This is a genomic window from Kocuria sp. KKT182 (genome assembly GCF_055635395.1).
The window spans coordinates 3,199,666-3,226,665 of record NZ_CM145757.1 but is presented as its reverse complement, the minus strand read 5'-3'; the positions used below and the strand labels follow the sequence as shown (position 1 = coordinate 3,226,665).

Annotated in this window: 30 protein-coding genes; 25 read left to right on the top strand and 5 right to left on the bottom strand. The window is 73.3% G+C overall.

The window, feature by feature from the left end; all coding sequences use genetic code 11:
• The first annotated feature begins 46 nt into the window (after positions 1–46).
• The 18 genes from urtB to ACZ2G1_RS14950 all read left to right on the top strand — a co-directional run bounded on the left by urtB (position 47) and on the right by ACZ2G1_RS14950 (position 15,683).
• Positions 47–931: an urea ABC transporter permease subunit UrtB gene (urtB, locus tag ACZ2G1_RS15035; RefSeq protein WP_109221326.1), complete on the top strand. Its 885-nt coding sequence runs from the start codon at positions 47–49 to the stop codon at positions 929–931.
• Positions 928–2,121: an urea ABC transporter permease subunit UrtC gene (gene urtC / locus ACZ2G1_RS15030; protein ID WP_470377089.1), complete on the top strand. Its 1,194-nt coding sequence runs from the start codon at positions 928–930 to the stop codon at positions 2,119–2,121. The genes urtB and urtC overlap by 4 nt, the downstream gene beginning before the upstream one ends.
• Positions 2,118–2,996 (top strand): urea ABC transporter ATP-binding protein UrtD, encoded by an 879-nt coding sequence (gene urtD / locus ACZ2G1_RS15025; RefSeq protein WP_470377088.1) that lies wholly within the window; start codon positions 2,118–2,120, stop codon positions 2,994–2,996. Before urtC ends, urtD begins: the two co-directional genes overlap by 4 nt.
• Positions 2,996–3,688, top strand: coding sequence for an ATP-binding cassette domain-containing protein (locus tag ACZ2G1_RS15020; RefSeq protein WP_470377087.1), 693 nt, complete (start codon positions 2,996–2,998; stop codon positions 3,686–3,688). The genes urtD and ACZ2G1_RS15020 overlap by 1 nt, the downstream gene beginning before the upstream one ends.
• A gap of 142 nt (positions 3,689–3,830) precedes the next feature.
• Positions 3,831–4,133, top strand: coding sequence for an urease subunit gamma (locus ACZ2G1_RS15015; RefSeq protein WP_017834798.1), 303 nt, complete (start codon positions 3,831–3,833; stop codon positions 4,131–4,133).
• A 31-nt stretch (positions 4,134–4,164) separates the two neighbouring features.
• Entirely contained in the window at positions 4,165–4,542 is a 378-nt protein-coding gene (locus tag ACZ2G1_RS15010) for an urease subunit beta (RefSeq protein ID WP_035923284.1), read from the top strand.
• On the top strand, positions 4,539–6,251 hold the full coding sequence (gene ureC, locus ACZ2G1_RS15005; protein WP_470377086.1) for an urease subunit alpha: 1,713 nt from the start codon (positions 4,539–4,541) through the stop codon (positions 6,249–6,251). The genes ACZ2G1_RS15010 and ureC overlap by 4 nt, the downstream gene beginning before the upstream one ends.
• A gap of 86 nt (positions 6,252–6,337) precedes the next feature.
• Entirely contained in the window at positions 6,338–6,826 is a 489-nt protein-coding gene (gene ureE / locus ACZ2G1_RS15000) for an urease accessory protein UreE (RefSeq protein ID WP_470377085.1), read from the top strand.
• Entirely contained in the window at positions 6,807–7,529 is a 723-nt protein-coding gene (locus tag ACZ2G1_RS14995; RefSeq protein WP_095651217.1) for an urease accessory protein UreF, read from the top strand. Before ureE ends, ACZ2G1_RS14995 begins: the two co-directional genes overlap by 20 nt.
• Before the next feature lie 48 nt (positions 7,530–7,577).
• On the top strand, positions 7,578–8,231 hold the full coding sequence (ureG, locus tag ACZ2G1_RS14990) for an urease accessory protein UreG (protein ID WP_470377084.1): 654 nt from the start codon (positions 7,578–7,580) through the stop codon (positions 8,229–8,231).
• Positions 8,228–9,136 (top strand): urease accessory protein UreD, encoded by a 909-nt coding sequence (locus tag ACZ2G1_RS14985; protein ID WP_470377083.1) that lies wholly within the window; start codon positions 8,228–8,230, stop codon positions 9,134–9,136. Before ureG ends, ACZ2G1_RS14985 begins: the two co-directional genes overlap by 4 nt.
• 142 nt (positions 9,137–9,278) lie before the next feature.
• Positions 9,279–9,500: a hypothetical protein gene (locus ACZ2G1_RS14980; protein WP_017834791.1), complete on the top strand. Its 222-nt coding sequence runs from the start codon at positions 9,279–9,281 to the stop codon at positions 9,498–9,500.
• A gap of 91 nt (positions 9,501–9,591) precedes the next feature.
• Complete coding sequence (locus ACZ2G1_RS14975; protein WP_470377082.1) at positions 9,592–10,539, top strand: alpha/beta hydrolase; 948 nt, start codon at positions 9,592–9,594, stop codon at positions 10,537–10,539.
• Positions 10,540–10,675: 136 nt separating this feature from the next.
• Positions 10,676–11,149: a hypothetical protein gene (locus ACZ2G1_RS14970; RefSeq protein ID WP_470377081.1), complete on the top strand. Its 474-nt coding sequence runs from the start codon at positions 10,676–10,678 to the stop codon at positions 11,147–11,149.
• A gap of 105 nt (positions 11,150–11,254) precedes the next feature.
• Positions 11,255–12,670 (top strand): sensor histidine kinase, encoded by a 1,416-nt coding sequence (locus ACZ2G1_RS14965; RefSeq protein ID WP_470377080.1) that lies wholly within the window; start codon positions 11,255–11,257, stop codon positions 12,668–12,670.
• Complete coding sequence (locus tag ACZ2G1_RS14960) at positions 12,670–13,374, top strand: response regulator transcription factor (protein WP_470377079.1); 705 nt, start codon at positions 12,670–12,672, stop codon at positions 13,372–13,374. Before ACZ2G1_RS14965 ends, ACZ2G1_RS14960 begins: the two co-directional genes overlap by 1 nt.
• The gene (locus ACZ2G1_RS14955) at positions 13,371–14,273 is read left to right on the top strand and encodes a hypothetical protein (RefSeq protein WP_017834786.1); all 903 of its coding nucleotides are present in this window, start codon (positions 13,371–13,373) and stop codon (positions 14,271–14,273) included. The genes ACZ2G1_RS14960 and ACZ2G1_RS14955 overlap by 4 nt, the downstream gene beginning before the upstream one ends.
• A 69-nt stretch (positions 14,274–14,342) precedes the next feature.
• Entirely contained in the window at positions 14,343–15,683 is a 1,341-nt protein-coding gene (locus ACZ2G1_RS14950) for an MFS transporter (RefSeq protein WP_470377078.1), read from the top strand.
• Positions 15,684–15,731: 48 nt separating this feature from the next.
• On the opposite strand, the gene ACZ2G1_RS14945 is transcribed toward ACZ2G1_RS14950, so the two are convergent.
• Both ACZ2G1_RS14945 and ACZ2G1_RS14940 read right to left on the bottom strand, forming a co-directional pair.
• Entirely contained in the window at positions 15,732–16,763 is a 1,032-nt protein-coding gene (locus ACZ2G1_RS14945; RefSeq protein WP_109243094.1) for an NAD-dependent epimerase/dehydratase family protein, read from the bottom strand.
• A 27-nt stretch (positions 16,764–16,790) separates the two neighbouring features.
• Positions 16,791–17,054 carry a DUF3072 domain-containing protein gene (locus ACZ2G1_RS14940; RefSeq protein ID WP_017834783.1) on the bottom strand — a complete coding sequence of 88 codons (264 nt, stop codon included), beginning with the start codon at positions 17,052–17,054 and terminating at the stop codon, positions 16,791–16,793.
• Between the two features lie 170 nt (positions 17,055–17,224).
• On the opposite strand from ACZ2G1_RS14940, the gene ACZ2G1_RS14935 reads away from it, so the two are divergent.
• Positions 17,225–17,761: a hypothetical protein gene (locus ACZ2G1_RS14935; RefSeq protein WP_017834782.1), complete on the top strand. Its 537-nt coding sequence runs from the start codon at positions 17,225–17,227 to the stop codon at positions 17,759–17,761.
• A 4-nt stretch (positions 17,762–17,765) separates the two neighbouring features.
• Positions 17,766–18,605: a RibD family protein gene (locus tag ACZ2G1_RS14930; protein WP_017834781.1), complete on the top strand. Its 840-nt coding sequence runs from the start codon at positions 17,766–17,768 to the stop codon at positions 18,603–18,605.
• A 29-nt stretch (positions 18,606–18,634) separates the two neighbouring features.
• Here ACZ2G1_RS14930 and bcp read toward each other — a convergent pair whose 3' ends face one another.
• The 3 genes from bcp to ACZ2G1_RS14915 all read right to left on the bottom strand — a co-directional run bounded on the left by bcp (position 18,635) and on the right by ACZ2G1_RS14915 (position 20,307).
• The gene (gene bcp, locus ACZ2G1_RS14925; RefSeq protein WP_017834780.1) at positions 18,635–19,102 is read right to left on the bottom strand and encodes a thioredoxin-dependent thiol peroxidase; all 468 of its coding nucleotides are present in this window, start codon (positions 19,100–19,102) and stop codon (positions 18,635–18,637) included.
• A 72-nt stretch (positions 19,103–19,174) separates the two neighbouring features.
• Positions 19,175–19,360: a hypothetical protein gene (locus ACZ2G1_RS14920; RefSeq protein WP_095651226.1), complete on the bottom strand. Its 186-nt coding sequence runs from the start codon at positions 19,358–19,360 to the stop codon at positions 19,175–19,177.
• A gap of 164 nt (positions 19,361–19,524) precedes the next feature.
• Complete coding sequence (locus tag ACZ2G1_RS14915) at positions 19,525–20,307, bottom strand: SDR family oxidoreductase (RefSeq protein WP_470377077.1); 783 nt, start codon at positions 20,305–20,307, stop codon at positions 19,525–19,527.
• Positions 20,308–20,509: 202 nt separating this feature from the next.
• Between ACZ2G1_RS14915 and uraD the strand changes: the two genes are divergently transcribed.
• The 5 genes from uraD to aceE all read left to right on the top strand — a co-directional run bounded on the left by uraD (position 20,510) and on the right by aceE (position 26,972).
• Positions 20,510–21,007, top strand: a complete 498-nt coding sequence (gene uraD, locus ACZ2G1_RS14910) for a 2-oxo-4-hydroxy-4-carboxy-5-ureidoimidazoline decarboxylase (protein WP_017834777.1) — start codon at positions 20,510–20,512, stop codon at positions 21,005–21,007.
• Positions 21,004–21,330 (top strand): hydroxyisourate hydrolase, encoded by a 327-nt coding sequence (uraH, locus tag ACZ2G1_RS14905; RefSeq protein ID WP_017834776.1) that lies wholly within the window; start codon positions 21,004–21,006, stop codon positions 21,328–21,330. The genes uraD and uraH overlap by 4 nt, the downstream gene beginning before the upstream one ends.
• A 73-nt stretch (positions 21,331–21,403) precedes the next feature.
• Positions 21,404–22,315, top strand: coding sequence for a factor-independent urate hydroxylase (pucL, locus tag ACZ2G1_RS14900; RefSeq protein ID WP_052132657.1), 912 nt, complete (start codon positions 21,404–21,406; stop codon positions 22,313–22,315).
• A 236-nt stretch (positions 22,316–22,551) separates the two neighbouring features.
• The gene (locus tag ACZ2G1_RS14895) at positions 22,552–24,111 is read left to right on the top strand and encodes a nucleobase:cation symporter-2 family protein (RefSeq protein ID WP_017834774.1); all 1,560 of its coding nucleotides are present in this window, start codon (positions 22,552–22,554) and stop codon (positions 24,109–24,111) included.
• A 140-nt stretch (positions 24,112–24,251) separates the two neighbouring features.
• Positions 24,252–26,972: a pyruvate dehydrogenase (acetyl-transferring), homodimeric type gene (gene aceE, locus ACZ2G1_RS14890; RefSeq protein ID WP_470377735.1), complete on the top strand. Its 2,721-nt coding sequence runs from the start codon at positions 24,252–24,254 to the stop codon at positions 26,970–26,972.
• The last annotated feature ends 28 nt before the right edge of the window (positions 26,973–27,000 follow it).

Below are 27,000 nucleotides of genomic sequence, written 5' to 3'. Positions count from 1 at the left end.
CCGGCACCGCCCCCCGACGCCCCGCAGACCGAGAGAAGAGCCGTCCATGGAAGTCATCGTCAGCCAGTTGTTCGCCGGGCTCAGCCTCGGCTCCATCCTCCTCCTCGCGGCCGTGGGGCTGTCCCTGACCTTCGGGCAGATGGGCGTCATCAACATGGCCCACGGCGAGTTCATCATGGCCGGCGCGTACACCGCGTTCACGGTCCAGCAGGTGCTCGGCCACGCCGGGGTCTCCCTGCTGCTGTCGATCCCCCTCGCGTTCCTCGTGGGCGGGGCCCTCGGCCTGCTGATCGAGGGGCTGCTGCTGCGGCGCATGTACCACCGCCCGCTGGACACGCTGCTCGTCACCTTCGGGGTGTCCCTGGTCCTCCAGCAGGTGGCCCGGGACGTCTTCGGCGCGCCCAGCGTGGACGTGCGGCTGCCCGAGCTGCTGCAGGGCCCCGTGGAGGTCCTGGGCGTCCCCGTCCCGGCGTCCCGCGTGTTCCTGCTGGCCCTCGCCGTCGTCGTGGTCGCCGCCCTCGCGCTCGTGCTCCACCGCACCTCCCTGGGCCGCCGGATCCGCGCCGTGGTGCTCAGCCGCGACCTCGCCGAGGTCAGCGGGATCTCCTCCCGGCGCACCGACCAGCTGACGTTCTTCATCGGCTCCGGGCTCGCGGGGGTGGCCGGGGTGGCGCTGACCCTCGTGGGCTCCACGAGCCCCACCCTCGGCACCACGTACATCGTGGACGCCTTCCTCGTGGTCGTCGCCGGCGGCATCGGCCAGATCCGCGGGGCGGTGCTCGCCGCGGCGGGCCTGGGCGTGCTCCAGGCCTTCGTCGAGTACTCCACCACCGCCTCGATCGCCAAGGTCCTGGTGCTGGTCGCCGTGGTCGCCTTCCTGCAGCTGCGCCCCCAGGGGATCTTCAGCGTCCGAACGAGAGGTCTGGCATGAACACCACCACCGCACCCCGTCCCGCCGCCGCGTGGCGCGACCGGCTCACCGGCCCCCGGGGGGCCGCCGCCGGGCTGGCCCTCGGCGCGCTCCTGCTGCTCGTCCTGGCGCCCCTGACCCTCGGCGGGTTCGGCCTGGGCCTGCTCGGCAAGTACCTGTGCATCGCCATGGTCGCCGTGGGCATCGGCCTGGCCTGGGGCCGCGGCGGGATGCTCACCATGGGCCAGGGCCTGTTCTTCGGGCTCGGCGCCTACATCATGGCCATGCACCTGCAGCTCGCGGACACCCGCCTGCTGGGCGAGCAGGTCCCCGAGTTCATGCGACAGAACGGCGTCACCGAGCTGCCCGCCGTGTGGGCCGTGTTCGCCCACCCGGTGGCCGCCGTGCTCGGCGTGGTCCTGGTGCCGGCGGCGGTGGCCGCGGCCCTGGGCCTGGCGATCTTCACCCGGCGGGTCAAGGGCGCCTACTTCGCGATCCTGTCCCAGGCCCTCGCCGCGGCCTTCGCGGTCTGGCTGATCGGGCAGCCCGTTCTCACCAACGGGTCCAACGGGCTGAGCAGCTTCCGCTCCCTCTTCGGCTACGACCTCGCCGACCCGCGCAACCAGCTGGTCCTCTACCTCGTCACCGCGGCGCTGCTCCTGGCCATGGTGGCCCTCACCTGGCAGCTCCACCGCAGCCGGTGGGGCGAGCTGCTCGTGGCCGTGCGGGACCAGGAGGAGCGCGTGCGCTTCCTCGGCCACGACCCGGCCCTCGTGAAGACCGCCGCCTACGTCCTCGCCGCGGTCATGGCCGGGATCGGCGGGGCGCTGTTCGTCCCGGTCGTGGGGATCGTCTCCCCCGCCGACGTCGGGGTGATCCCGTCCATCGCGTTCCTCATCGGCGTGGCCGTCGGCGGCCGCGCGACCCTGCTCGGGCCCGTGCTCGGCTCGATCGCCGTGTCCTTCGCCGAGACGTCCCTGGCCTCCGCGTTCCCGTCCTTCTGGGTGTACCTCCAGGGCCTGCTCTTCGTGCTGGTGGTCGGGTTCCTGCCCGGCGGCATCGCCTCGCTGCCCGGGGTGCTCCGGCGTCGTCGTCGCGCCCCCGCGCCCGCCCCCGGCGACGGAGACGGCCGCGGCCCCGGAGGGGCCACCACCCCCGACGACCCCGTCCCCACCCCGGCAGCGGCCCTGGCCGCGGAGGAGGCCCGATGAACGCCGCCGCACGCCCCGAGATGCTGTCCGCGCGCCGCCCCGAGTGGAGGAGCACTCTGCTGGGGCACACCCCGCCGCAGCCCGGTGGGCTGCGCACGGGCCGCCCCTCCTACCTCGAGATCACGGACCTCACCGTGTCCTTCGGGAGCTTCACGGCCGTGGACGGCGTGGACCTCGTGGTCAACCAGGGCGACCTGCGCTTCCTCATCGGCCCCAACGGCGCCGGGAAGACCACCCTCATCGACGCGGTGACCGGGCTCGTCCCCGCGCGCGGGTCGATCGACCACGACGGCCATCAGCTGGTGGGCCGCAGGACGCACCGGATCACCCGGCTGGGCGTGGGCCGCACCTTTCAGACCGCGAGCGTCTTCGAGCAGCTCACGGTCCTGCAGAACCTCGACATCGCCGCGGAGGCCGGCCGGCCGCCCCTGTCCCTGCTCGCCGCCCGGCGGTCCGTGTCCCGGGAGGTGGAGGAGGCCCTCGAGATCATCAACCTCTCGGCCCTGCGGGACGTCCCGGCCGGGGTGCTGGCCCACGGGCAGAAGCAGTGGCTCGAGATCGGGATGCTGCTCGTGCAGAAGGCGCAGGTGCTGCTGCTCGACGAGCCCGTGGCCGGGATGAGCCACGAGGAGCGGGAGCAGACCGGTGAGCTGCTGCGCCGGATCGGCGGCGACCGGATCACGATCGTGGTGGAGCACGACATGGAGTTCCTGCGCCGCTACGCCACCTCCGTCACCGTGATGGCCGACGGCCGGGTGATCAGCGAGGGCTCCGTGGCCCACGTGCAGGCCGACCCGCGGGTCCAGGAGATCTACCTGGGCACCGCGGCCACCGCCGCCGCCACCGCAGCCGACTCCCGGGAAGGGGACTCCTGATGCTCGAGCTCCAGGACGTGCACACCGGCTACGGCCGCACCGAGGTGGTCCACGGCGTGGACCTCACCGTCGGTGGGGACGCCGTGGTCGCCCTCCTCGGCCACAACGGGGCGGGCAAGACCACGCTGCTGCGGGCGGTCGTGGGCCTCAACAGGGTGACCTCCGGCCGGATCCTGCTCGACGGCGAGGACATCACCGGGCTCAGCGGGCACGCCCGGGTCCGCCGCGGCATGGCCTACGTCCCGCAGGGCCAGCGCTCCTTCGGCGGGCTCAGCGTCCGGGAGAACCTCCAGGTGGTGGCCGACGGCCGGCGGAGCGGACGGGCCGCCGTCGACCGGTCCCTGGCGATGTTCCCGGCGCTCGAGGGGCTGCTCGAGCGCCGGGCCGGGCTGCTCTCGGGCGGGCAGCGCCAGCAGCTGGCGATCGCCCGCGCCCTGATCACCGAGCCGTCCCTGCTGATCCTCGACGAGCCCACCGAGGGCATCCAGCCGTCCGTGGTCCAGGAGATCGAGCAGAAGATCCTGCAGCTGGCCGCCGGCACCGGGATCCGGGTGCTGCTGGTGGAGCAGCGGATCGGCTTCGCCCTGGGCTCGGCCACGGACTGGTACGTCCTGGACTCCGGGCGGGTCAGCGCCTCCGGCCGCGCCGGGGAGCGGGCCGAGGAGCACGCCCGGGCGGCGCTCGCCCTCTGAGCCGGCGCGGGCGCACGTGCCGGGGCGCCTGCCCGGGCGCCCGCGCCCCGGCACGTGCCGGAAACACCCGGTGAACCTCGCCGAAACACGGAGCCCCTACGGTGACGACTGTCCCTGAGCACCCGCCGTCCCGAGGAGAGCCGTGCACCTGACACCCCGTGAGCAGGAGAAGCTGCTGGTCGTCGTGGCCGGCGACCTCGCCCGGCGGCGCCGGGACCGGGGGCTGCGGCTCAACCACCCGGAGGCGGTCGCCCTGATCACCGCCGAGCTTTTGGAGGGCGCCCGGGACGGCCGGACCGTGGCCGAGCTCATGTCCTGGGGCTCCACGATCCTGGCCCGGGCGGACGTCATGGAGGGCGTGCCGGAGATGGTCCACTCCGTCCAGGTCGAGGCGACCTTCCCGGACGGCACCAAGCTCGTCACCGTCCACGACCCCATCCGCTGACCCGCCCGCCCCCGGCACCGAAGGAGCGCCCGTGATCCCCGGAGAGTACGTCCTGCGGCCCGAGCCCGTCGTGATCAACGCCGGCCGGCCCACCACGGAGCTGGACGTGGTCAACCGCGGCGACCGCCCCGTGCAGGTGGGCTCGCACTTCCACTTCGCCGAGGCCAACCCCGGCCTCGAGTTCGACCGGACGGCGGCCCGCGGCTTCCGCCTGGATGTCCCCGCCGGCACCGCGGTGCGCTTCGAGCCCGGCGACCGCAAGCGCGTCCGGCTCGTCGCCCTGGCGGGGCGCCGCGAGGTCCACGGCCTCGCGAACCGGGTGAACGGGCCCCTCGACGCCCCCGGCACGGACGCCCCCGGCACCGACGGCGGCCCCCGCCCCGACGCTTCCGGGAAGGAGCAGGCATGAGCCACGAGATGTCCCGCGCCCAGTACACGAGCCTCTACGGGTCCACCACCGGGGACCTGGTGCGCCTGGCGGACACCGAGCTGTTCCTCGAGGTGGAGCACGACCGCACGGTCCCCGGGGACGAGGTGGTCTTCGGCGGGGGCAAGGTGATCCGGGACGGCATGGGCCACAACGGGCGGCTGACCCGGGACGCCGGCGTGGTGGACACCGTGGTCACCAACGCCGTGGTGCTCGACGTCTCCGGGATCTACAAGGCGGACGTCGGCATCCGGGACGGGCACATCAGCGGGATCGGCAAGGCCGGCAACCCGGACATCATGGACGGCGTCGACATCCTGATCGGCGCCTCCACCGAGGTGATCGCCGGCGAGGGCCGGATCCTCACCGCGGGCGGGATCGACTCCCACATCCACTTCATCGGCGCCGACCAGATCGGCACGGCCCTGTCCTCCGGGATCACCACGATGTTCGGCGGCGGCACGGGCCCCGCCGAGGGCTCCAACGCCACCACGATCACCCCCGGCGCGTGGCACCTCGCCCGCATGTTCCGGGCCCTCGACGGCTACCCGATGAACTTCGGGCTGCTCGGGAAGGGCCACGCGAGCGCCGCCGAGCCCCTCGCGGAGCAGATCCGCGCCGGCGCCGTGGGGCTCAAGATCCACGAGGACTGGGGCGCCACCACGGCGGCGATCGACACGGCCCTGGGCGTGGCCGACGAGTTCGACGTGCAGGTGGCCATCCACACCGACACCCTCAACGAGTGCGGGTTCCTCGAGGACACGGTGGCCGCGATCGGTGGGCGCGTCATCCACACGTTCCACACCGAGGGCGCCGGCGGCGGCCACGCCCCGGACATCATCCGCATCGCGGCCCTGCCCCACGTGCTGCCGTCCTCGACGAACCCCACGCTGCCCTTCACCCGGAACACGGCGGAGGAGCACCTGGACATGCTCATGGTCTGCCACCACCTCAACCCGGACATCCCCGAGGACGTGGCGTTCGCGGACTCCCGGATCCGGCCCGAGACGATCGCCGCCGAGGACGTGCTGCACGACCTGGGCGTGTTCTCCATGACCTCCTCCGACTCCCAGGCCATGGGCCGCGTGGGCGAGGTGGTGCTGCGCACCTGGCAGCTCGCCGACCAGATGAAGCGGCGCACCGGGCCCCTGCCCGAGGAGACGGGCCGCGGGGACAACGCCCGGCTGAAGCGCTACGTGGCCAAGTACACGATCAACCCGGCGGTCGCGCACGGGATCGCCGACGTCGTGGGCTCGGTCGAGCCGGGCAAGTTCGCGGACCTCGTGCTGTGGGACCCGGTGTTCTTCGGGGTCAAGCCCCACGCCGTCCTCAAGGGCGGGCAGATCGTGCACTCGCTCATGGGCGACCCCAACGCCTCGATCCCCACCCCGCAGCCGCAGCTGATGCGGGACGCGTTCGGCGCGAAGGGCACCGCCCCGCACGCCAACTCCATCACCTTCATGTCCCGCGCCGCCGTCGAGGCGGGCGTCGGCGAGCGCCTGGGCCTGCGCAAGCGGGTGCTGCCCGTGGGCGGGATCCGCGGCCTGACCAAGCAGGACATGCGGCACAACCACGCCACCCCGGAGATCGAGGTGGACCCGCAGACCTACGAGGTCCGCGTGGACGGTGAGCTCGCCACGTGCGAGCCCGCCGAGGAGCTGGCCATGGCCCAGCGGTACTTCCTGTTCTGACCGGCCCGCCGGCCGAGCCCCGCACATCCCGAAGCACTCCGGAGCATCCCGAAGCACCCCGGAGCACCCCGAGAGGACCCGCACCCGTGATCGTCGAAGCCGTCCTCGGCAACCTGGCCGAGCTCACCGAGCCGGAGCGCGCCGGCCTGCACCTGGAGCGGGTCGCGCTCTCCGGGCCCGAGCTGCGCAAGCGCGTCCAGCGGGTCGTGACCGACCACGGGACCGAGGTGGGGATCCGACTGACCGCCCGGCGGGAGCTCAGGGACGGCGACATCCTGCACCGCGAGGGCCACAACGCCGTGGTGGTCTCGACCCTGCCCACCGACGTCCTGGTGGTCGCGCCCGCCACGATCGAGCAGATGGGCCTCGTGGCCCACTCCCTGGGCAACCGGCACCTGCCCGCCCAGTTCCTGGGCCCCGCGGCCGAGGTCCCCGAGCTGCCCGGTCACGACGGGGTCATGGTCCTGCAGTACGACCACACGGCCGAGGCCTTCCTGCAGGGCGCCGGGGTGCGCTTCGCTCGCGTCGAGCGGCAGATGGAGGTCCCCTTCCGCCATGCCGAGCACACCCACTGAGCACTCCCCCGCGGGCGCCGCCGGATCGCTCGCCGGGACGCTCGCCGTGCTGCAGCTGGCCGACTCCGCCCTGCCCACCGGCGCGTTCGCCCACTCCCTGGGGCTCGAGACCTACGTGGACGACGGCACGGTCCACGACGAGCCGAGCTTCCTGGCCTGGGTCCGGCACTGCCTGCACCACCAGGTGGTGCCGGCGGAGGGCTGGGCGGTGCGCGCGGTCGCCACGGCGGCCGACGACGACGCCGTGTGGCGCGCCGACGACCTGCTGGCCGCCCAGGCTTTGCCCGTCCAGGTGCGGGACGCCGCGACCGCGATGGGCCGGCGGATGACCGACATCGGCGCCGAGAACTTCCCCTCCCCCCGGCTGCTGGCCTACGCGCAGCGCCAGCGCGCCGGGACGAGCCGCGGCAGTCCCGCGGTGGCCTTCGCGCTCGTGGGCGCCGGCCTGGGCGTGACCTGGGAGCAGCTGGCCGGCGCGTACCTCTTCTCGACCGTGACCTCCCTGACCCAGAACGCCGTGCGCGGCATCCCCATCGGCCAGAACGCCGGCCAGCGCGTGCTGCGCGCCCTGCACGAGGACGTCGCCCGCGGCGTCGAGCGGATCGGGTCCATGGCCGACCACGAGGCCGGAGCGACCAGTCCCGGCCTGGAGATCGCCCAGATGCGCCACGCCTGGCAGCGGGCCCGCATGTTCATGTCCTGACCCACCACCGCACCGACCGCACCGACCGCACCGACCCAGGAGCTCACCATGACCACCGTCTCCCCCGCCCCCTCCGCGCCGACCGGCCGCGGCCCCGTGCGCATCGGCGTGGGCGGGCCCGTGGGCGCCGGCAAGACCCAGCTCGTGGAGCGGGTCACCCGGGCGCTGATCCACGAGGTCTCGATGGCCGCGATCACCAACGACATCTACACGATCGAGGACGCCAGGATCCTGGCCCGCAACGGCGTGCTGCCGCTGGACCGGATCGTGGGCATCGAGACCGGCGGCTGCCCGCACACCGCGATCCGCGAGGACACCTCGATGAACGAGGCCGCGATCGAGAAGCTGTGCGCCCAGCACCCGGACCTGCAGATCGTGTTCGTCGAGTCCGGCGGGGACAACCTCTCCGCCACGTTCAGCCCGGAGCTGGTCGACTTCTCCATCTACGTCATCGACGTGGCCCAGGGCGAGAAGATCCCCCGCAAGGCCGGGCAGGGCATGATCAAGTCCGACCTGTTCGTCATCAACAAGACCGACCTCGCCCCGCACGTCGGCGCCGACCTCGACGTCATGGCCGCGGACTCCGCCGTGTTCCGCAAGAACCGCCCGTTCTGCTTCACCAACCTCCGGACCGACGAGGGCCTCGAGCGGATCCTCGCGTGGATCCGGCACGACGTGCTGATGCTGGACATGGTCCCGTGACCGCCGCCGCGCCCGCCGCCGCGGCACCCGGCCGGCGTGCCGCGCCGGCCTCCGCGCCGGCCTCCGCGCCGGCCTCCGCGCCGACAGGCCGGCTCGAGCTGGTGCTGGTGCCCCGCGGGGACCGGACCGTGGCGGCCCACCAGTTCCACGCCGGCGCCCTGCGCGTGCTGCGCCCGCACCACCTGGACGGGTCGGGGCAGCCGTGCTTCGTCGTCGTCAATCCCGGCGGCGGGTACCTCGGCGGGGACCGCTACGAGCTGGACGTCACGGTCGGGGCCGCCGGCACCGCTCTGGTCACCACCCAGTCCGCGACCAAGGTCTACCGCACCCCGGCCGCCCCCGCCCGCCAGGACGTACGTCTCGCGCTCGGCCCCGGCGCGGTCCTCGAGTACCTGCCGGACCAGCTCATCGCCTACGAGGACGCCGACTACGTGCAGTCCACGACCGTGACGATGGACCCCTCGGCCTGCCTCGTGGCGGGCGAGGTGGTCACCCCCGGGTGGGCGCCGGACGGCACCGTCTTCCGCTACCGCGGCGTGGTGCTGCGCACCGAGGTGCTGATGGGCGGGCGCACGGTGGTCCTCGACAACCTCCGCCTGCGCCCGGGCGAGGATGCCGTGGCCGGGCTCGGCTTCCTGGAGGGACGCACGCACCTCGGCTCCCTGCTGGTCGTGGACCCCCGGGCGGACCGGGAGCTGGTGGAGGAGGTCCACGGCCTGCTCGCCGCGGCCGAGGCCCGGGTGCCGGGGCTGCGGTGCGGGGTCTCCGAGCTGCCGGTGCCCGGCCTCGTGGTCCGCGCCCTGGGCCCCGGCTCCGCGGAGCTCACGGACCTGCTCCTGGACGTCTCGGCGCTGCTGCGCGCGCGGTGGACGGGACAGCCGCGCGTGGCGCTGCGGAAGTACTGAACCCCGCCGGCCCTCCCTCCGGGCCCGGGGCGGCCCCCGGGACCGAGGAGAGGACATGGGACGTCAACCAGCCGGAAACGCCGCGGCCACATGCCGGGACGAGGATGGGGGAACCGGGCGCACGAGACGGAAGGGGCTCCCCATGACCGCGAGCAACAGATGGATCCTGGGCCTGGCCCGGGTGCGGCCGGGTGATCGGATCGAGGCCTGGGAGCACCGGCAGCCCCGCTTCACCGGCACGGTCAGCGAGGTGGTCCCGCAGCTGGGGATCGCCTGGGTCCTCGAGGACCGCACGGGACTCCGGCGGCTGGTCTCGATCCGGGGCCACCGGCTGCGCCGGTCCGAACTGGTGACCTCGGCCTGACCGCCCGGGGCCCTGGCACCGGCGCCGGAACGCGCGCACGATGGACCCCACGGGCGGGCACCAGGGTCCGCCGCGGCCGGTGGAGGACACGATGCCAGAGGCTCTCACGTTCGACTCGGGCGGCGTCCCGTGCGCCGCCGCGCTGTACCGCCCGGCGCCGGCCGGCGCCGCGGTGCCCTGCGTGGTCATGGGCCACGGCTTCACCGGCACCCAGGACCAGCTGGCCGAGCACGCCGCCGGCCTCGCGGAGCACGGCCTGGCCGTGCTGACCTTCGACTACCGGCGGTTCGGCCGCAGCGGCGGCGCACCCCGGCAGATCGTGGACGCAGCGGAGCAGCTCGAGGACTGGCGCGCGGCCGTGCGCCTGGCCCGCTCCCTGCCCGGCCTCGACCCGGCCCGCACCGCGCTGTGGGGCAGCTCGCTGTCCGGCGGGCACGTCCTGCGGCTGGCCTCCGCGGACCGGCGGACCCGGGCCGTGGTCGCCCAGGTGCCGGAGTTCGGCAAGGGCTCCGAGGGCACGGCCGGCGAGATCCGGGCCAAGAAGCAGCAGGAGCACATCCCGCTCGGGCTGCTCCTGCGGACCACCGTCCGGCTGCTGGCCGCCGCGGTCCGCGACGAGCTGCGGGGACGGCGCGGGCTCCCCCCGCGCTGCATCCCGGTGTTCGCGCTCCCCGGGGACGTGGGCGCGATCATCGACCCGGACAGCGACCGGTACCTGGAGCACGCCGTGAGGACGGGTCCGTCCTGGCGCAACGAGTTCGCGCCCCGGCTGCTCCTCCACCCTCCCGTGTACCTGCCGGGCACCGCCGAACGGGTGCGGGCGCCGCTGCTCGTGTGCGTCGCGGAGCAGGACACCGAGACGGATCCGCGGCGGGCCGCGCGGATCGCCCGGGCGGCGCCGCGGGGCGAGGTCGTGACGTACCCGGTGGGGCACTTCGCGGTCTACGAGGACCCCGTGCGCTCGCGCGTGCTCGAGGACCAGGCCCGGTTCCTGGTCCGCCACCTCCGCCCCGGGGCGGAGCCGGCCGGCGGCCGCTGACGGTTCCCTCGCCCGGAGCGGCCGAGGCTCCGTCTGCCGGGGGAGGCCCCGGGGCGGGCCGCGCCGATAGCGTGCTGGGAGCGGCCCCGGCGACGGACGCGGGCCGGCCGCGCCGACCTCCCCCGGAAGGACCCCGATGATCGACGCCCTGCAGGAATTCACCTCCTCCCTGCCGCCGCTGCTCCAGTGGCTGGGGGTGGTGGTGGCAGGAGCGATCCCGTTCGTCGAGTCCTACTTCGGGTCCGTCGTCGGCGTCCTGGCCGGCCTCGACCCGGCGATCGCCGTCGGGGCCGCCGTCACCGGCAACGTCGCCTCCATGCTGGCGCTGGTCCTGGGCGCGCACGGCCTCCGCCGCAGGTTCGCCGGCGACCCCCGGGAGCCCTCGCCCCGGCAGCAGAGACTGCGCCGGGCCTTCGACAAGTACGGTGTGGCCGGTGTAAGCCTGCTCGGCCAGACCATCCTGCCCAGCCAGATCACGGCCACCGCCATGGTCTCCTTCGGCGCGGACCGCAACGCCGTCATCCGGTGGCAGATCGTCTCCATCGTCCTGTGGGGCGTCGCCTTCGGCACCCTCGCGGCCATGGGAGTCGGCCTGCTGGACGCCGGCTGAGCCGCGCCGGCGCCCGGAGCGCCGGACCGGGGTGCGGAAAACCGCAGGCGTACCAGGTGGAGAACGTCGCTGCGGCGACGACCCCCGCGACCGTAGCGTGAAGGCATGAGCACACCGCACGAGACCCGGCCCCTTCCACCCGTACCGTGGGGCAGCCCCGGCACCGATCCCGGCAGCGGTCGTGGGACCCCGGACGACGCCCCCCGCCCCGCGGGCGGTTCCCGGCCCGCGGGCCCCGCCGCCGGGGCCCGGTCCCGGGAGTGGGGACCGTGGTCCCCCAGGACCCTGTTCTTCGGCACCACCGACCTCGTGGTGGACGCCGCGCTCGGCACGCTGTGGCTGACGGCCCTGGTCTCCCTGGTCTCCGCCGGCTTCGCCTCGCTCGCCGCCCTGGTGGGCGTGGTCCTGCTCGTGGCCGCGATCTACGCGGTCCGCGGGATCGAGTGGGTCGAGCGCCGCCGCACGCAGGCGGCGTTCGGGCTGCACCTGCCTGGCCCGCGCCGGCGCCGCTCGCCCCGCACCGACGGCTGGCGGATCGTCCACCAGTGGTGGCTGGACGTCTCCGACGCCGCGTTCTGGACGGGACTGCTGCACCTGCTCCTCACCACGGTCCTGGGCTGGGTCGCCGTGGCGGCCCTGGCCGGCACCGGCGCCGCCGTCGCCCTGGCCTTCGCGCCGCTCTACGCGGCGCCGAACAACCCGCTCTGGCCCTCCGAGGTGGTCGGGACCTGGCCGGACTGGGCCGTGGTCCTGACCGGGATCACCCTGACCCTCCTCGGGCTGCTCGTCGTGGTCCTCGCCGTGGCCGCGCACCGGGGCCTGTCCCGGCTGCTGCTCCGGGTGGACGAGGCGGCGGAGCTGCGCCGCCGGGCCGCCGAGGCCGCGGCCGCCCGCGAGACCGCCGTCCGCGGCGCCCGCACCGAGCGCTCCCGGATCGAACGCGACCTGCACGACGGCGTGCAGCCCCAGCTCGTGTCCGTGGCCATGAACCTGTCGATGGCCCAGCGCCGGATCGACCACGACCCCGCCGGGGCCAAGGACCTCATCGGGGAGGCGCATGCCACCACCAAGGCCGCGATCGCCGAGCTGCGCCGCCTGGCCCGGGGCTTCCACCCGGCGGTCCTGGAGGACCGGGGCCTCGATGCCGCCCTCTCCGCCGTGGCCGCCCAGTCCCCCGTCCCGGTCGCCGTGGACGTGCGGGTGCCGCGGCTGGCGCCGGAGACCGAGGCCGCCGTGTACTTCGCGGTCTCCGAGGGCATCGCCAACATCGTCAAGCACGCCCAGGCCGGCGCCGCGTCGGTGCGGGTGGGCCTCGAGACCGATCCCGCGGGAGGCACCCGCGTGGTCGCCCGGATCGCCGACGACGGCCGCGGCGGCGCCGTGGTGGTCCCCGGCGGCGGCCTGTCCGGGATCGCCGACCGGATCCGCTCCGCGGGCGGGCACTTCTTCCTCGACTCCCCCGCGGGCGGGCCGACCGAGCTGACCGTCGAGCTGCCGGTCGACCGGGGGGCGGGATCCTGATGCGCATCGTCATCGCCGAGGACGCCGTCCTCCTGCGCGCGGGCCTCGTCCGCCTGCTCACCGAGGCCGGCCACGAGGTGGTCGCCGACGTCGACACCGCGGAGGACCTGCTCCGGGCCGTCGAGGAGCACGAGCCGGACTTCGCCCTCGTGGACGTGCGGCTGCCGCCGACGTTCACGGACGAGGGCATCCGCGCCGCCGTCCTCGTCCGCTCCCAGCACCCGCGGATCGCGGTGCTCGTGCTCTCGCAGTACGTCGAGGAGCGCTACGCCTCGGAGCTCATCGCGTCCCGCCGGGACGGGCTGGGGTACCTGCTCAAGGACCGGGTCGCGGACGTCGACCAGTTCCTCGAGTCCGTGGAGACCGTGGGCGCGGGCGGCACCGTCCTGGACCCGGAGGTCGTCTCCCAGCTGCTCGTGCGCTCGCGGAACCGCCAGGACCTGGAGCTCCTCTCCCCGCGGGAGCACGAGGTGCTCGGGCTCATGGCCCAGGGGCTCTCCAACGCCTCGGTCGCCGCGAACCTCTTCCTCACCGAGTCCTCGGTGGAGAAGCACATCCGCTCCGTGTTCACCAAGCTGGGCCTCGCCCACGAGGACGGCGGCAACCGCCGCGTCCGTGCGGTCCTGCGCTACCTCGGCTACCCGGACCCCGGGCCCGGCCACACCCCGTCCGCAAACCCGTCCCACCAGGAGCACCGGCCATGAGCACCCACCCCGAGCACCCCGCCGCCCACGACTCCTCCCACGACGTCGTCAGCGACAACGAGCGCACGGCCTGGCTCGTCCCCACCGCCGTGCTCGGTGGCATCGGCGCCCTCCTCCTGCTGGGCGCCGGCGGCGCCACCGCCGCCGCGTCCCTGTCCGTCCAGGAGCACCGGGTGGACACCACCGTGACCGAGTCCGTGGACACGGTCGTGGTCGACGGCCGGTCGGCGGTCGTCGAGGTCGTGACGGCCGACGTCCCCGATCTGCGGGTGGAGTCCGTGTACGCCGGGTTCAGGCTCGAGAGCGCCCCCGAGCCCCGGGTCGAGGACGGCCGGCTGAGCATCGACGCCCTCCCGTCCCGCTCCTGGCCGGGCGCCGGCAGCGGGATGCACGTGCGGATCACCGTCCCGGCCGCGGACGAGCCCGTGGACCTGCGGCTCTCCGGGGACGCCGGCGCCCTGAGCGTCGAGGGCGACTTCGGCGACGTCCGGCTCGACACGGAGGCCGGCGTGATCGAGGCGAGCGGCAGCGCCCGCACCCTGTGGGCGTCCTCGGAGGTCGGCGCCGTGGACCTCGACGGGATCCGGGTCCGCGAGGACCTGGACGTGCACACCGAGGTCGGGGCCACCGAGGTCCGGCTCGTGGGCGAGGCCCCGCGGCGCGTGGCCGTCACCACCCGGGCGGGGGCCGTCGAGGCCGCGGTCCCGGACGCCGACTGGTGGACCCCCGCGGTCGCCGGCGCGGACGACCGCGACCCCGAGGACCTGACGGCGGCCACCGTCTGCGCCGCCGTCCCCGACGACCGCCCCTGCCTGTACGTGGCCTCGGCCGTGGGCGCGGCGGAGATCACCTACGGCGGCCGGTCCGCCGCCCCTGGCAGCGGGGCGTCCGGGCGGTAGACTGGACCCTGTTGTCCGGGTCGGGCGCACCGGGAGGGGGGACGGTGCGCACATCCTCCGAGGACCCCTGTGAACCCCCTGACCACCCCTTCCACGGCCGAGCGCGCGGCCCGCGTGCCCGCCGCCCCGACCCCCGCCGCGGAGCACCCCGCGGCCGCCCCGCACGACACCGGCCGCCGGACGACGCCCTCGTCCGGCGGCCGGTACGCCCGGCTCGTGCAGCTCGCCGGGCGCGACTTCCTGCCGATCGCCTTCGCGGCCCGCCTGCCCCTGGCCATGCTCACCGTCGGGGCGCTCACCCTCGCCACCGCCGTCAGCGGCTCCTACGTCGTCGGAGGGCTGGCCGCCGGCGCCGTCGGGGTCGGCTCGGCGCTGGGCGGGCCCCTGATGGGCCACCTCGCCGACCGCCTGGGCCAGCAGGCCGTGCTGCTGGTCTCCGCCCTCGCCCACGCCGTGGCCATCGCGCTGCTGCTGGTCACCGCCTACGCCCCCGCGGGCCCGGACGCGCCGGCCGTGCCGCTGCTCGTCGGCGCGTCCCTGCTCGTGGGCGCCACCTGCCCCCAGGTCGGCCCGCTGGCCCGGGTGCGGTGGCGCGGCCTGGTCGGCGGAAACCGGCGCGAGCTGGACACCGCCCTGTCCTACGAGTCCACCGCCGACGAGCTGACCTTCGTGCTCGGCCCGGCCCTGGTCGGTGTCCTGGCCTCCCTGGTCGCCCCCTGGTCCCCCTTCGTCCTCGCGGCCGTCCTGACCCTCACCATGGTCACGACCTTCGCCGTGCACCCCACGCGCCTGGCGGTCCCGGCCGTCTCGCGCGAGGACCGGCGCCGTGCGGCGGCCCGTCCCGTTCCCGTCCGGGAGCGGGTCCTCGTGCTGCTCCCCGTCCTGGGGATGGTGGCCATGGGCGCGTTCTTCGGCGCCGTGCAGAACGGTCTCAACGCCTTCGGCGGCGAGTTCGGGATCCAGAGCGCGACCGGTCTGCTCTACGCCGTGCTCGGCATCAGCTCGGCGGCCGCGGCCCTGTCGGTGGCGTGGTGGCCGCAGCGCTTCCGGCCCGCCTCCCGCTGGCTGGTCAGCTCCGGCGCCATGGCCGCCCTGAGCCTGCTGTTCCTGCTGCCGAGCGGGATCGGGTCGATGCTCGTGGTGCTGCTGCTCGCCGGTCTGCCGCTGGGGCCCGCCATGGTCACGATCTACACCATCGGCGGGGACGTCGCCCGGCCGGAGCGGCTGGGCACGGTCATGACGATGCTCGCGAGCGGCGTGGTCCTCGGCTCCGCCGTGGGCGCGGCGTCGGCCGGGCTCCTGGCCGAGACCGCCGGGCACCGGGGCGCGTTCGCCGCCGCGGTCGGCGCGGCCTGCGCCATGGTCCTGATCAGCGCGGTGCTGGCCGTGCTCCGGCGCCGGGACCGCTGACCCGCGGGACGTCCGGGTCCACGGACCCGCCCGGCGGGGCCGACGCGGTCAGACCAGCGGCGACTTGGGCCGGTGCTCCTTGTTGCCCAGGCCCTCCCGGCCGTCCAGGTGGTCGACGAGCTCCCGCAGCGCCTCGAGCGAGCTCACGCTCTCCGACCAGCCGGTGACCTCGCGGATCCGCGTGGTGTCCATGATCGGCACGGCGCCGGCCAGGTCGATCCAGCCGGGGTCGGTGGGCTGCAGCCGCAGCCGGTAGGTGATCGCCACGAGCGCGCGCACCAGGGCCGGCGGCACGGGCAGCACGCGCCGGGCGCCGAGCACCTGCGCCACGCCGTCGGCGCCGAGCACCGGCTCGGCGGCGACGTTGAACGCCCCGCCGGCCCGGTGCTGGACGACCCGCCAGAACGCGTCCGCGACGTCGTCGGTGTGCAGCGTCTGGAAGCGGAACTTCTCGGGGAACGGCAGCACGGGCAGGCGCAGCCGGGCGATGAGCTTCCTGGGCACGAGGGCGCCGAAGAAGTAGTCCCCGATCTCGGGGGCGGCGTCCGCCTGGAACAGGAAGCCGGGCCGCAGCCGGGTCACCACGATCCCGGGGTGGGCCTCCTCGAACCGGTTGAGCAGCGCCTCCGTCTCGGCCTTCTGCACGTTGTAGTGCGAGGTCTCGACCCCGCCGACCGGCCAGGACTCGTCCACGGCCCGGTCCTTGGGGCCGGGGCTGTAGGCGCCGAGCGAGGAGGGGTAGACGATCTGGGGCACGCCGGCGAGCACCACGGCGTCGAGCACGTGGACGAGGCCGTCCACGTTCGTCTCGTGCATCAGCGCGAAGTCCCGGTTCGGGCGGATGAGCCACACGAGGTGGATCACGGCGTCCGCGCCGGCCATGATCTCCGCCAGCGCCGCGGTGGACTCCTTCGCGGCGACGTCGACGGTGTGCCACTCCACGCCGTCGTAGGGCTCCCCGCCCCGCTCGGGCCCCTCGCGGGAGACCCCGACGATGTGGGTGACCTCCGGCGCGGCGTGCAGCCGGCGGAGCACCGCGGTGCCCACGTTGCCCGTGGCTCCCAGGACGACGATCTTCACGGTGCTCCCCCTCCGCCGGTGCAGGACCTACTGGTCCTGGACCCTGCCGCTCTCGCCCTGCAGGCGGTCGATGTGCTTGGACGCCTCGGCCTTGGTGAGGTCCGCCGGCAGCTCCTCGCCGGCCTCGCGGGCCAGGGTGTCGAGGTAGCTGCGCTGCGCGCTGGTCATCGGCTCCTCGCCGGTGGCCCACTCGTCCGGGTCGCGGTCGAGCCCGCTGCCCGGTTCGGGGCTGGAGGCGCCGATGGTCTGCTGCTCGTCGGGGTCCGGGGATCCGCTCGCGTTCTCAGTCATGCGCCCCATGATAGTCACATCCCTTATGGTTTCCGCCCGGCCCGGCGGCCCCGCACCCCGTCCTGCCGCACCCCTCCTGCCGCGAGGGGGACGGAGTCAGTAGGCTGGTGGCCCCGGGGAGATCCGTGCTGGGCCCCGGCGACGCCCTTCCCACGAGCGAGGAGTAGCAGATGAGCGAGCAGCCGCCCACCGGCCCGAACGGCGCCGCGGGCGCCGGAGTCCGGTCCGACAAGCTCGAGGCCTACATGCTCGGGCACTACATGGGGGCCCTCTCCGGGGTGCGGCTCTTCGACGAGGCGGCCACCACGTGGGCCGGCACCCCCTACGAGGGCCGGTTCGCGGCGTTCGTCGACGAGATCAAGGACGACATCGGCCGCCTCGAGGCGATGATCGACCGTCTGGGCTCCGGCCGGCGCACGGTGGCCAAGGGGCTCGGAACCGTCACCGGCATTGCCTCCCGGCTCAATCCGCTGAGCCGGATCCGGGAGCGGACCGGCATCGCCGCCCACGGTGAGCTCGAGATGCTGCAGTCCCTGGTGGTCGCCAAGCGCAGCATGTGGGTCACGCTCCTGGAGCTCGCCCCCGCCGAGCCGCGCCTCGACGCCGAGGAGCTGAGGACCCTCGAGGCCGGGGCCGCCGACCAGTACGACCGCCTGCGGGCCATCGCCGCGGAGACGGCACGGGACCGGTTCCTCGCCCGGGACTGACCCCGTGACCGAAGCCGTGACCGACAGCTCCGCGCCCCGCGGCACCGGGGCCGCCCCACCGCCCGCGGACGACGACGCCTCCGGCCCGGCCGCCCCGGACGCCTCCCCCGCCGCCGCCTGGGAGGCGCTGCTCGCCGGCCGGACCGGCCCCGTTCCGCCGCCGGGGGCGGAGCTCGTCGAACGCTACGGACCGCTCGTGGCGCACCGGGGCCCCCTCGTCCTCGCCCAGCTGGGACAGAGCCTGGACGGGTTCATCGCCTCGCGCACCGGGCACGCCGAGTTCGTGACCGGCCCGGAGGACCGGGAGCACCTGCACCGGTTGCGCGCACTCGTGGAGGCCGTGGTCGTGGGCGTCGGCACCGTGGTCGCCGACGACTGCCGGCTGACCGTCCGCGCCGTGCCCGGCCCCCATCCCACCCGGGTGGTCCTGGACCCCTCGGCGCGCGCCCCTCTGACCTCGGCCGTGCTCACGGACGGAGCCGCGCCCACGCTGTGGGTCGTGGGCGAGGACGCGGACGCGCCCACGGCGCCGGCGCCGCACGTCGCGGTGCTGCGGGTGCCCGTGGGCGAGCACGGGCTGGCACCCCGGGCCGTGCTCGAGGCGCTGGCCCGGCGGGGCCTGCGGCGGGTGCTCGTGGAGGGCGGCGGGCGCACCGTCTCGGGGTTCCTCGCGGCCGGGACGCTGCACCGTCTCTACCTCACCACCGCGCCCATGCTCATCGGGGACGGGGTGCCCGGCATCCGGTTCCCCGGCGCGGACCACCTCTCCGGGGCGCTGCGCGCCCCGGTGCGCCGCTTCGTGCTCGGCGACGACCTCTGCACCGAGCTGACCTTCCGGGCCTGAGCCCATCCGGGTCCGACGACCGGTGCGGCTCAGGCGCCCAGCCGCTCCCGCAGGCTCTTGACGTGGCCCTCGGCCTGGACGTTGTACTCCGCGGAGCTCACGGTGCCGTCCTGCTCGATGACGAAGGTCGAGCGGAGCGGGCCGGTCCGGGTCTCCCCGTTGACCGTCTTCTCCCCCCAGGCACCCCATGCCCGGGCGGCCTGACCGTCGGGGTCGGAGAGCAGCCGGTAGGGAAGGTGGTACTCCTCGGCGAATCGGGACAGGGTCTCGGGGTCGTCCCCGGAGACCCCGAGCACGGTGTAGCCCAGGTGCTGGAGCGAGGCGAGGCTGTCCCGGAAGTCGCACGCCTCGGAGGTGCAGCCGGGGGTGAAGGCCTTGGGATAGAAGTAGACGATCACCTTGTGGTCGCGCAGCTCGGAGAGCCGGACCTGCTGTCCTTCGTGGTCGGTCAGTGCGAGGTCGGGGGCCTGCCGGCCGGTCCGGATCTGCTGGGTCATGGGTTCTCCTCGAGGGGTGGATCGGTGGAGCGAGCCGGCGCGCTGGTCTGCACCGGCTCCTGGAGGACGTGGTTACGGGAGGCGTCGAGCGGCCGCGCGGCCCACCATCGCGCCCACGCAGGCCGAGGACACCGCGAGCGCCCACAGCGGTGCGGTCCGCCGGTGCCGGTGCAGCGGGCGGCTGAGGTCCGGGTCGCAGTCGATGGCGGTGTAGTCGAAGAAGATCGCGGGTGCGGGCGACGGCGCGGTGTGGTTCACGGGTTCCTCCAGGATTCGTACTATGGAATCAAGTTTCCACAATATGAAATTAGTGCCTCCTGGGGCGCTCGTCAAGAGGGATCGCGAGAACGGGCGCCCCCCGGAGACAGTGTCGCGGAGACAGCGTCGCGGAGGTCCCCGGCGCGGAGTGCGGCACCGATCCGTCAGCCGCGGCCGGCGAATGGCATCCCCGAGGCGGTCAGCACGAGCGAGTTCACCGTGGCGGAGGCGGGCAGCTCGGCCATCATCAGCACCGCCCGCCCCACCTCTTCGACGGGGAAGCTCGGTTCCGGTCGCAGCGTGCCGTCGGCCTGCAGGGCGCCACCGTCCGTGCCCAGGCCCGCCAGCAGCTCCGTGGCCGCGTTGCCGATGTCGATCTGCCCGCAGGTGATGCCGTAGGGGCGCCCGTCCAGGTCCAGGGACCGGGTGAGGCCGGTGACGGCGTGCTTGCTCGCGGTGTAGGCCGCGGACAGGGGCCGGGGCGCGTGCGCGGAGATCGAGCCGTTGTTGATGATCCGCCCACCCCGGGGCTGCTGCCGCTTCATGATCCGGACGGCCTGCGCCGAGCACAGGAACGTGCCGGTGAGGTTGACCTCCAGGGTGCGCTGCCACTCCGCGAGATCGATCTCGTCCGCCCCGCCGCGGGGCCCGAACGTGCCCGCGTTGTTGAACAGGACGTCGATCCGCCCGGTCAGCTCCTCGATCTCCCGGAAGGCCGAGGCCACGCTCTCGGCGTCGGCCACATCCACCGGGACGATCCGGGCGCCCGGCGCCCCGGCGGCGGCCTCCTCCAGGGCGGCACGCCGCCGGCCGACCAGCACCACCACCCACCCGGCCGCCAGGAAGGCGCGCGCCACCGCGCGGCCGATCCCCGAACCGGCTCCCGTCACCACGAGCACCTTGTCCTCCGCACCCGGACCGCCGTGCCGATCCCCTGCTCCATCCATGACGTTCCTTCCGCACTCCCTCGGCATGGCCGCAATCCTCCTGCCCCGCGGTGAAACCGAAGTTTCACTCCCGGCATCTCTCTGCAAAAAATCAGTAACACAAGGATGCGACCATTGACTTCCAGCTTGTGAACCAGTTCACTATACTTAGTGAAAGTTTTCTTCCACATTACGGAATACAGAGAGGTGACAGGCACACTCCATGAAGCTCACCGCGTTCAACTCCCTCAACAGGACCCAGGCGGCCGAGGTCGTCCGTCCGGCGCTCGACATCCCGCGCTGGGTGGAGGCCGTGGTCGACGCCCGGCCCTACGCCCACCATGATGCCCTGCTCAGCACGGCCCGGACGGCCGCGAAACCGTTCGGCGCCGAGGAGATCGAGAGAGCCCTGTCCCACCACCCTCGCATCGGCGAACGGGCCGAGGGCGACCACGCGGAGGCCGGGCTGTCGCGAGCGGAGCAGTCCGCGGTCGACCCCACGGACACCGACGTCCAGCAGCGCCTGCGCGAGGGCAACCTCGCCTACGAGGAGCGGTTCGGCCAGGTGTTCCTCATCCGCGCCGCCGGGCGCACACCCGAGGAGATCCTCGACCAGCTCTCCACCCGCATGGACAACGACCCCGGGACGGAGCAGGCCGTGGTCGCCGACCAGCTGCGCCAGATCGCCCTCCTCCGACTCGAAGGACTCGTCACCCCATGAGCTACGTCACCGCCCACGTCCTCGACTCCGTCACCGGCACCCCCGCCCAGGGGATCGCCGTGGCCCTCGAGGCCGCCGACGGCACCTCCATCGCGACCGCCGAGACCAACGCCGACGGACGCGTGCCCGAACTGGGCCCAGAGACCCTGGAATCCGGCGACTACCGGATCACCTTCGCCACGGGACAGTACTTCGCCGGCCGGAACCAGCCGACGTTCTACCCGTTCGTGACGGTGAACTTCACGGTGCAGGCCGAGGAGAGGCACTACCACGTGCCGCTCCTGCTGAGCCCGTTCGCCTTTTCCACCTACCGGGGCAGTTGACCCAGGAGTCGACGGGTCAGCCCGTCTTCGACCGCCCCGATCAGCAGAAACCTCGAGTGCAAGGAGAAACGTCATGACCGACGTCATCACCGAGAAGACCACGGACACCGTCGTCCTGGGCAAGAACCAGTACGGCAAGGCCGAGAACCACGTGGTGCGCATCAACCGCGACACCGACCGCCACGAGATCCGCGACCTCGTGGTCACCTCGCAGCTGCGCGGCGACCTGGAGGAGGTGCACACCCTCGGCGACAACGCCCACTGCGTGCCCACGGACACGCAGAAGCAGACCGTGTTCGCCTTCGCCCAGCAGTACGGGATCGAGTCCCCCGAGCAGTTCCTGCTCGAGCTCGCCGACCACTTCACCGGCGAGTTCGAGTGGATCACCGGTGGTCGCTGGGCGGCCCAGGAGTACGCGTGGAACCGCATCAACGACCACGACCACTGCTTCGTGCAGCACAAGGACGAGGTGCGCACCGCGGTGGTCGTCGCCGACGGCGAGGAGCGCACGGTGATCTCCGGGTTCAAGGACCTCACGGTCCTGAAGTCCACGCAGTCCGGCTTCACGGGCTACCCGAAGGACAAGTACACGGTCCTGCCCGAGACCGAGGACCGGATCATGTCCACGGACGTGGCCACCCGGTGGCGCTACAACACCACCGACGTGGACTACGACGCCGTCTACGAGAACGTCAAGAAGATCATCCTGACCAAGTTCACCGACCACTACTCCAAGGCCCTGCAGGAGACCCTCTACCTGATGGGCAAGGCTGTCATCGAGGCCCACCCGGAGATCGACGAGATCAAGTTCTCGTGCCCGAACAAGCACCACTTCGTGTACGACCTCGGCTTCTGCGGCCTCGAGAACGACAAGGAGACCCACTGGGCGGCCGACCGCCCCTACGGACTCATCGAGGCCACGATCCAGCGCAAGGGAGCCGCGGAGAACGAGTCCGCCTGGATGGGCATCGCAGGCTTCTGCTGAGCACCGCACTCCCCGGTGCCGCCCACGGCGGCACCGGCCGGGGTCCGTCGTCGTCCGTGCGCGACGACGGCGGACCCCCGCACCCTCCTGCGGGCGGCGCCCACGCTGCCGGCTCACCCGGCGCCCCGCGGCGCCCACCGCGCATCGCGCACCTCTCCACCTCCTCGCTCCGCCCCGGTCCCGCCCCTTCGCCGGCACCGGGTCTCTCCCGTCACCAGGATCCTTAGGAGAACACCATGGCCAGGTCACGCACCGCCGAGCCGCCCACCACCACCCGCGCCCGCCCCGAGGACGAGTACCTCGGCGCGGGCGCCAGCCTCGGCTACGGGCTGCAGCACGTGCTCACCATGTACGGCGGCATCATCGCCCCGCCGCTCATCATCGGCGGGGTCGCCGGCATGACCCCGCAGGAGCAGGGTCTGCTCATCGCGGCCTCGCTGTTCGTGGGCGGACTCGCCACGGTCCTGCAGTCCTGGGGCCTCAAGTTCTTCGGCTCGCAGCTGCCGCTCGTGCAGGGCACCTCCTTCGCCGGCGTGGCCACCATGACCGCGATCGTCCAGAGCGGCGGCGGCATCCAGGCCGTCTTCGGCGCCGTCATCGTCGCCTCGGTCGTCGGCTTCCTCATCACACCGTTCTTCGTGAGCATCATCCGCTTCTTCCCGCCGGTCGTCACCGGCGTGGTGATCACGTCCATCGGCCTCACGCTGTTCCCGGTGGCGGCCCGGTGGGCCATGGGCGGCAACGCGCAGTCCCCCGAGTACGGCTCGGTCGGCAACATCGCCCTGGCCGGCCTGACCCTGCTGATCATCATGCTGCTCTCCAAGCTGGGCAGCGCCGCCATCTCCCGGCTCTCCATCCTCATCGGCCTGGTGCTCGGCACGGCCGCGGCCGCGGCGCTGGGCATGGCGGACTTCAGCCAGGTGCTCAGCGGCGACATCTTCGCCGTCCCGCAGCCGCTGGCCTTCGGTCCCCCCGTGTTCGAGGTGGCGGCCATCCTCTCGATGTTCATCGTCATCCTCGTGACCCTCACCGAGACCACCGCCGACATCATCGCGGTCGGCGAGATCGTCGACACGAAGGTCGACAAGAAGCGCATCGCCGACGGCCTGCGCGCGGACATGGCCTCCTCCGCCCTGGCCCCCCTCTTCAACGGCTTCACCCAGAGCGCCTTCGCCCAGAACGTGGGGCTCGTGGCCATCACCGGCGTCAAGAGCCGCTTCGTGGTCACGGCCGGCGGCCTCATCCTCGTGACCCTCGGCCTGCTGCCCGTGCTCGGGCGGGTCGTCGCGGCGGTCCCGCCGCCCGTGCTGGGCGGGGCCGGCATCGTGCTCTTCGGCAGCGTGGCCGCCTCCGGCATCCGCACCCTGGCGAAGGTGGACTTCGGCAACGGCGCCAACCTGATCATCGTGGCCACCTCCCTCGGGTTCGGCATGCTGCCCATCGCCGTGCCCGAGATCTACGCGAACTTCCCGGCCTGGTTCGAGACGATCTTCCACTCCGGCATCAGCTCGGCGGCCGTGATGGCGATCCTGCTCAACATCCTGTTCAACGAGTTCCGCGCCGGCAACCCACCGCGGGGCACCGGCTCCGTCTTCGCCAACGCCCCGGTGCGCGCGGTGCGCTACGAGAGCATCGAGCACCTGCAGGGCCACCTCCAGGAGGGCGACACGGTCAGGAACGGCAAGCTCGTGGACTGCGACGGCAACGAGGTGCCCGTCATCACCGCCGCCGGCGAGATCATCGACACCAGGGTCTGCAAGCCCCAGGACGGCTCCGGCGGCTCGTCCGCACACTGACCCGCCGTCGAACCTCCACCGGTCTTCAGCGGCGCCGGGGATCCCGGCGCCGCAGAAGACCGGTCGGACGCGCCTCTCCTCCACCCCTGGCTTTCTCCACCCATGACCCCTGAGAAAGAGTTGACGTGACCCCTGAGCACATGGTTGAACACCGCAACCGGCCGACCCCCGAGGCCCCGGACAGCACATCGGCCGCAGCCGCGCAGTGGCTGGGTTCCTTCGAGGACCTCGTCGAGAAGCAGGTGCGGGAGCGGACGCAGTACCTCCTGCAGTCGTCGGCACCACGACCCGGGTCCGCAGGCCCGGCCGCGCCGACGGTCACCACGGACTACGTGAACACGATCCCCGTGGACCAGGAGCCGGAGTTCCCGGGCGACGAGGAAATCGAGCGCACCTACCGCCGCTGGCTGCGCTGGAACGCCGCCGTGATGGTGCACCGGGCCCAGCGCCCCGAGATCGGCGTGGGCGGTCACATCTCCACCTACGCCGGCGCGGCCACCCTCTACGAGGTCGGCTTCAACCACTTCTTCCGCGGCCCGGAGCACCCCGGCGGCGGCGACCAGGTCTTCTGGCAGGGCCACTCGGCCCCCGGCAACTACGCGCGCGCCTATCTCGAGGGCCGGCTCACCGAGGAGCAGCTGGACGGGTTCCGGCAGGAGAAGTCCAAGGGCAGCGACGGCATCCCGTCCTACCCGCACCCCCGCTCCATGCCCGACTTCTGGCAGTTCCCGACCGTGTCCATGGGCATCGGGCCGATGAACGCGATCTACCAGGCGCAGTTCAACCGCTACCTGCACCACCGCGGGATCAAGGACACCTCCGAGCAGCAGGTCTGGGCGTTCCTGGGCGACGGCGAGATGGACGAGCCGGAGTCGCGCGGGCTGCTGCAGCTGGCCGCCAACGAGAAGCTGGACAACCTGAACTTCGTGATCAACTGCAACCTGCAGCGCCTGGACGGGCCGGTGCGCGGCAACGGCAAGATCGTCCAGGAGCTGGAGGCCTTCTTCCGCGGCGCCGGCTGGAACGTGGTCAAGGTGCTGTGGGGACGGGAGTGGGACCCCCTGCTGGCGGCCGACACGAACGGCGAGCTGGTCCGGGTCATGAACGAGACCCTCGACGGGGACTACCAGACCTTCAAGGCGGAGTCCGGCGGATTCGTCCGCGACCACTTCTTCGGCCGGTCCACCACCACCAAGGAGCTCGTCGCGGACATGACCGACGACGAGATCTGGGCCCTCAAGCGCGGCGGCCACGACTATCGGAAGGTCTATGCCGCCTACCGGGCGGCCACCGAGTTCCGGGGCAAGCCCACGGTGGTGCTCGCGATGACGGTGAAGGGCTACGGCCTGGGCGCCTCTTTCGAGGCGCGCAACGCGACCCACCAGATGAAGAAGCTGACCCTGGAGGACCTCAAGGCCTTCCGCGACCTTTTGCGCATCCCGGTCACCGACGAGCAGATCGACAACGACCTCTACGGCGTCCCGTACTACCACCCCGGACCCGACGCCCCGGAGATCCGCTACCTTCTCGAGCGGCGCAAGGAGCTGGGCGGAGGCCTGCCCGTGCGCCGGGCCCAGCACGCCCCCGTGGTGCTGCCCGGCGACGACGCCTACCGGTCCGGCAAGAAGGGATCGGGCAAGCAGATGGCGGCCACCACCATGGCCTTCGTGCGCGTCCTGCGGGATCTCATGCGGAGCAAGGACTTCGGCCACCGGATCGTGCCCATCGTCCCCGACGAGGCCCGGACCTTCGGCATGGACTCGTTCTTCCCCACGGCGAAGATCTACAACCCCAGCGGGCAGAACTACCTCTCCGTTGACCGCGAGCTGATGCTCGCCTACAAGGAGTCCCCACAGGGCGTCCTGCTCCACCCGGGGATCAACGAGGCCGGCGCCGTCGCGGCCTTCACCGCCGCCGGCACCTCCTACGCCACCCACGGCGAGCCCATGGTGCCGTTCTACATCTTCTACTCGATGTTCGGCTTCCAGCGCACCGGCGACTCCTTCTGGGCCGCCGCCGACCAGATGACCCGCGGGTTCATCATCGGGGCCACCGCCGGGCGCACCACGCTCACCGGCGAGGGCCTCCAGCACGCCGACGGCCACTCCCCCGTGCTCGCCGGCACGAACCCGGCCGTGCGCAGCTACGACCCGGCCTACGGCTACGAGATCGCCCACATCGTCCGGCACGGCCTCGAGCAGATGTACGGCCCGGACTCGGCGGACCCGAACGTCATGTACTACCTGACGGTCTACAACGAGCCCTACCAGCAGCCGGCCGAGCCGGAGGACGTCGACGTCGAGGGCATCGTGCGCGGTATCCACCGGGTCGCCGGCTCCGCGCACCCCGGCCCGAAGGTGCAGCTGCTCGGCTCGGGCGTGTCGGTGCCGTGGGCCCTGCAGGCCCAGCAGGTGCTGGCCGAGGAGTGGGGGGTCTCCGCCGACGTGTGGTCGGTGACCTCCTGGAACGAGCTGCGCCGCGACGGCCTGGCCGCCGAGCAGGAGGCGTTCCGCAACCCGGCAGCACCGCGCCGGGTGCCCTTCGTGACCCAGCAGCTCGCAGGGGCGGAGGGGCCCGTCATCGCCTCCACGGACTTCGTCTCGGAGCTGCCGGACCGGATCCGGCAGTACCTGCCGAACGACTTCGCCACCCTGGGTGCCGACGACTTCGGCTTCTCGGACACCCGCGCCGCGGCTCGGCGCTGGTTCGGGATCGACGTGCACTCCATCGTGGTGCGGGCGCTGCAGATGCTCGCCGACCGGGGGGAGGTGGACGACGGGGCCCCGGCCCGGGCGTTCGAGCGCTACCGCCTGGACGACGTCACCGCCGGCACCACCGGCAACGCCGGCGGCGACGCCTGATCCCGCACCCGCCTCCGACAGCGACGCC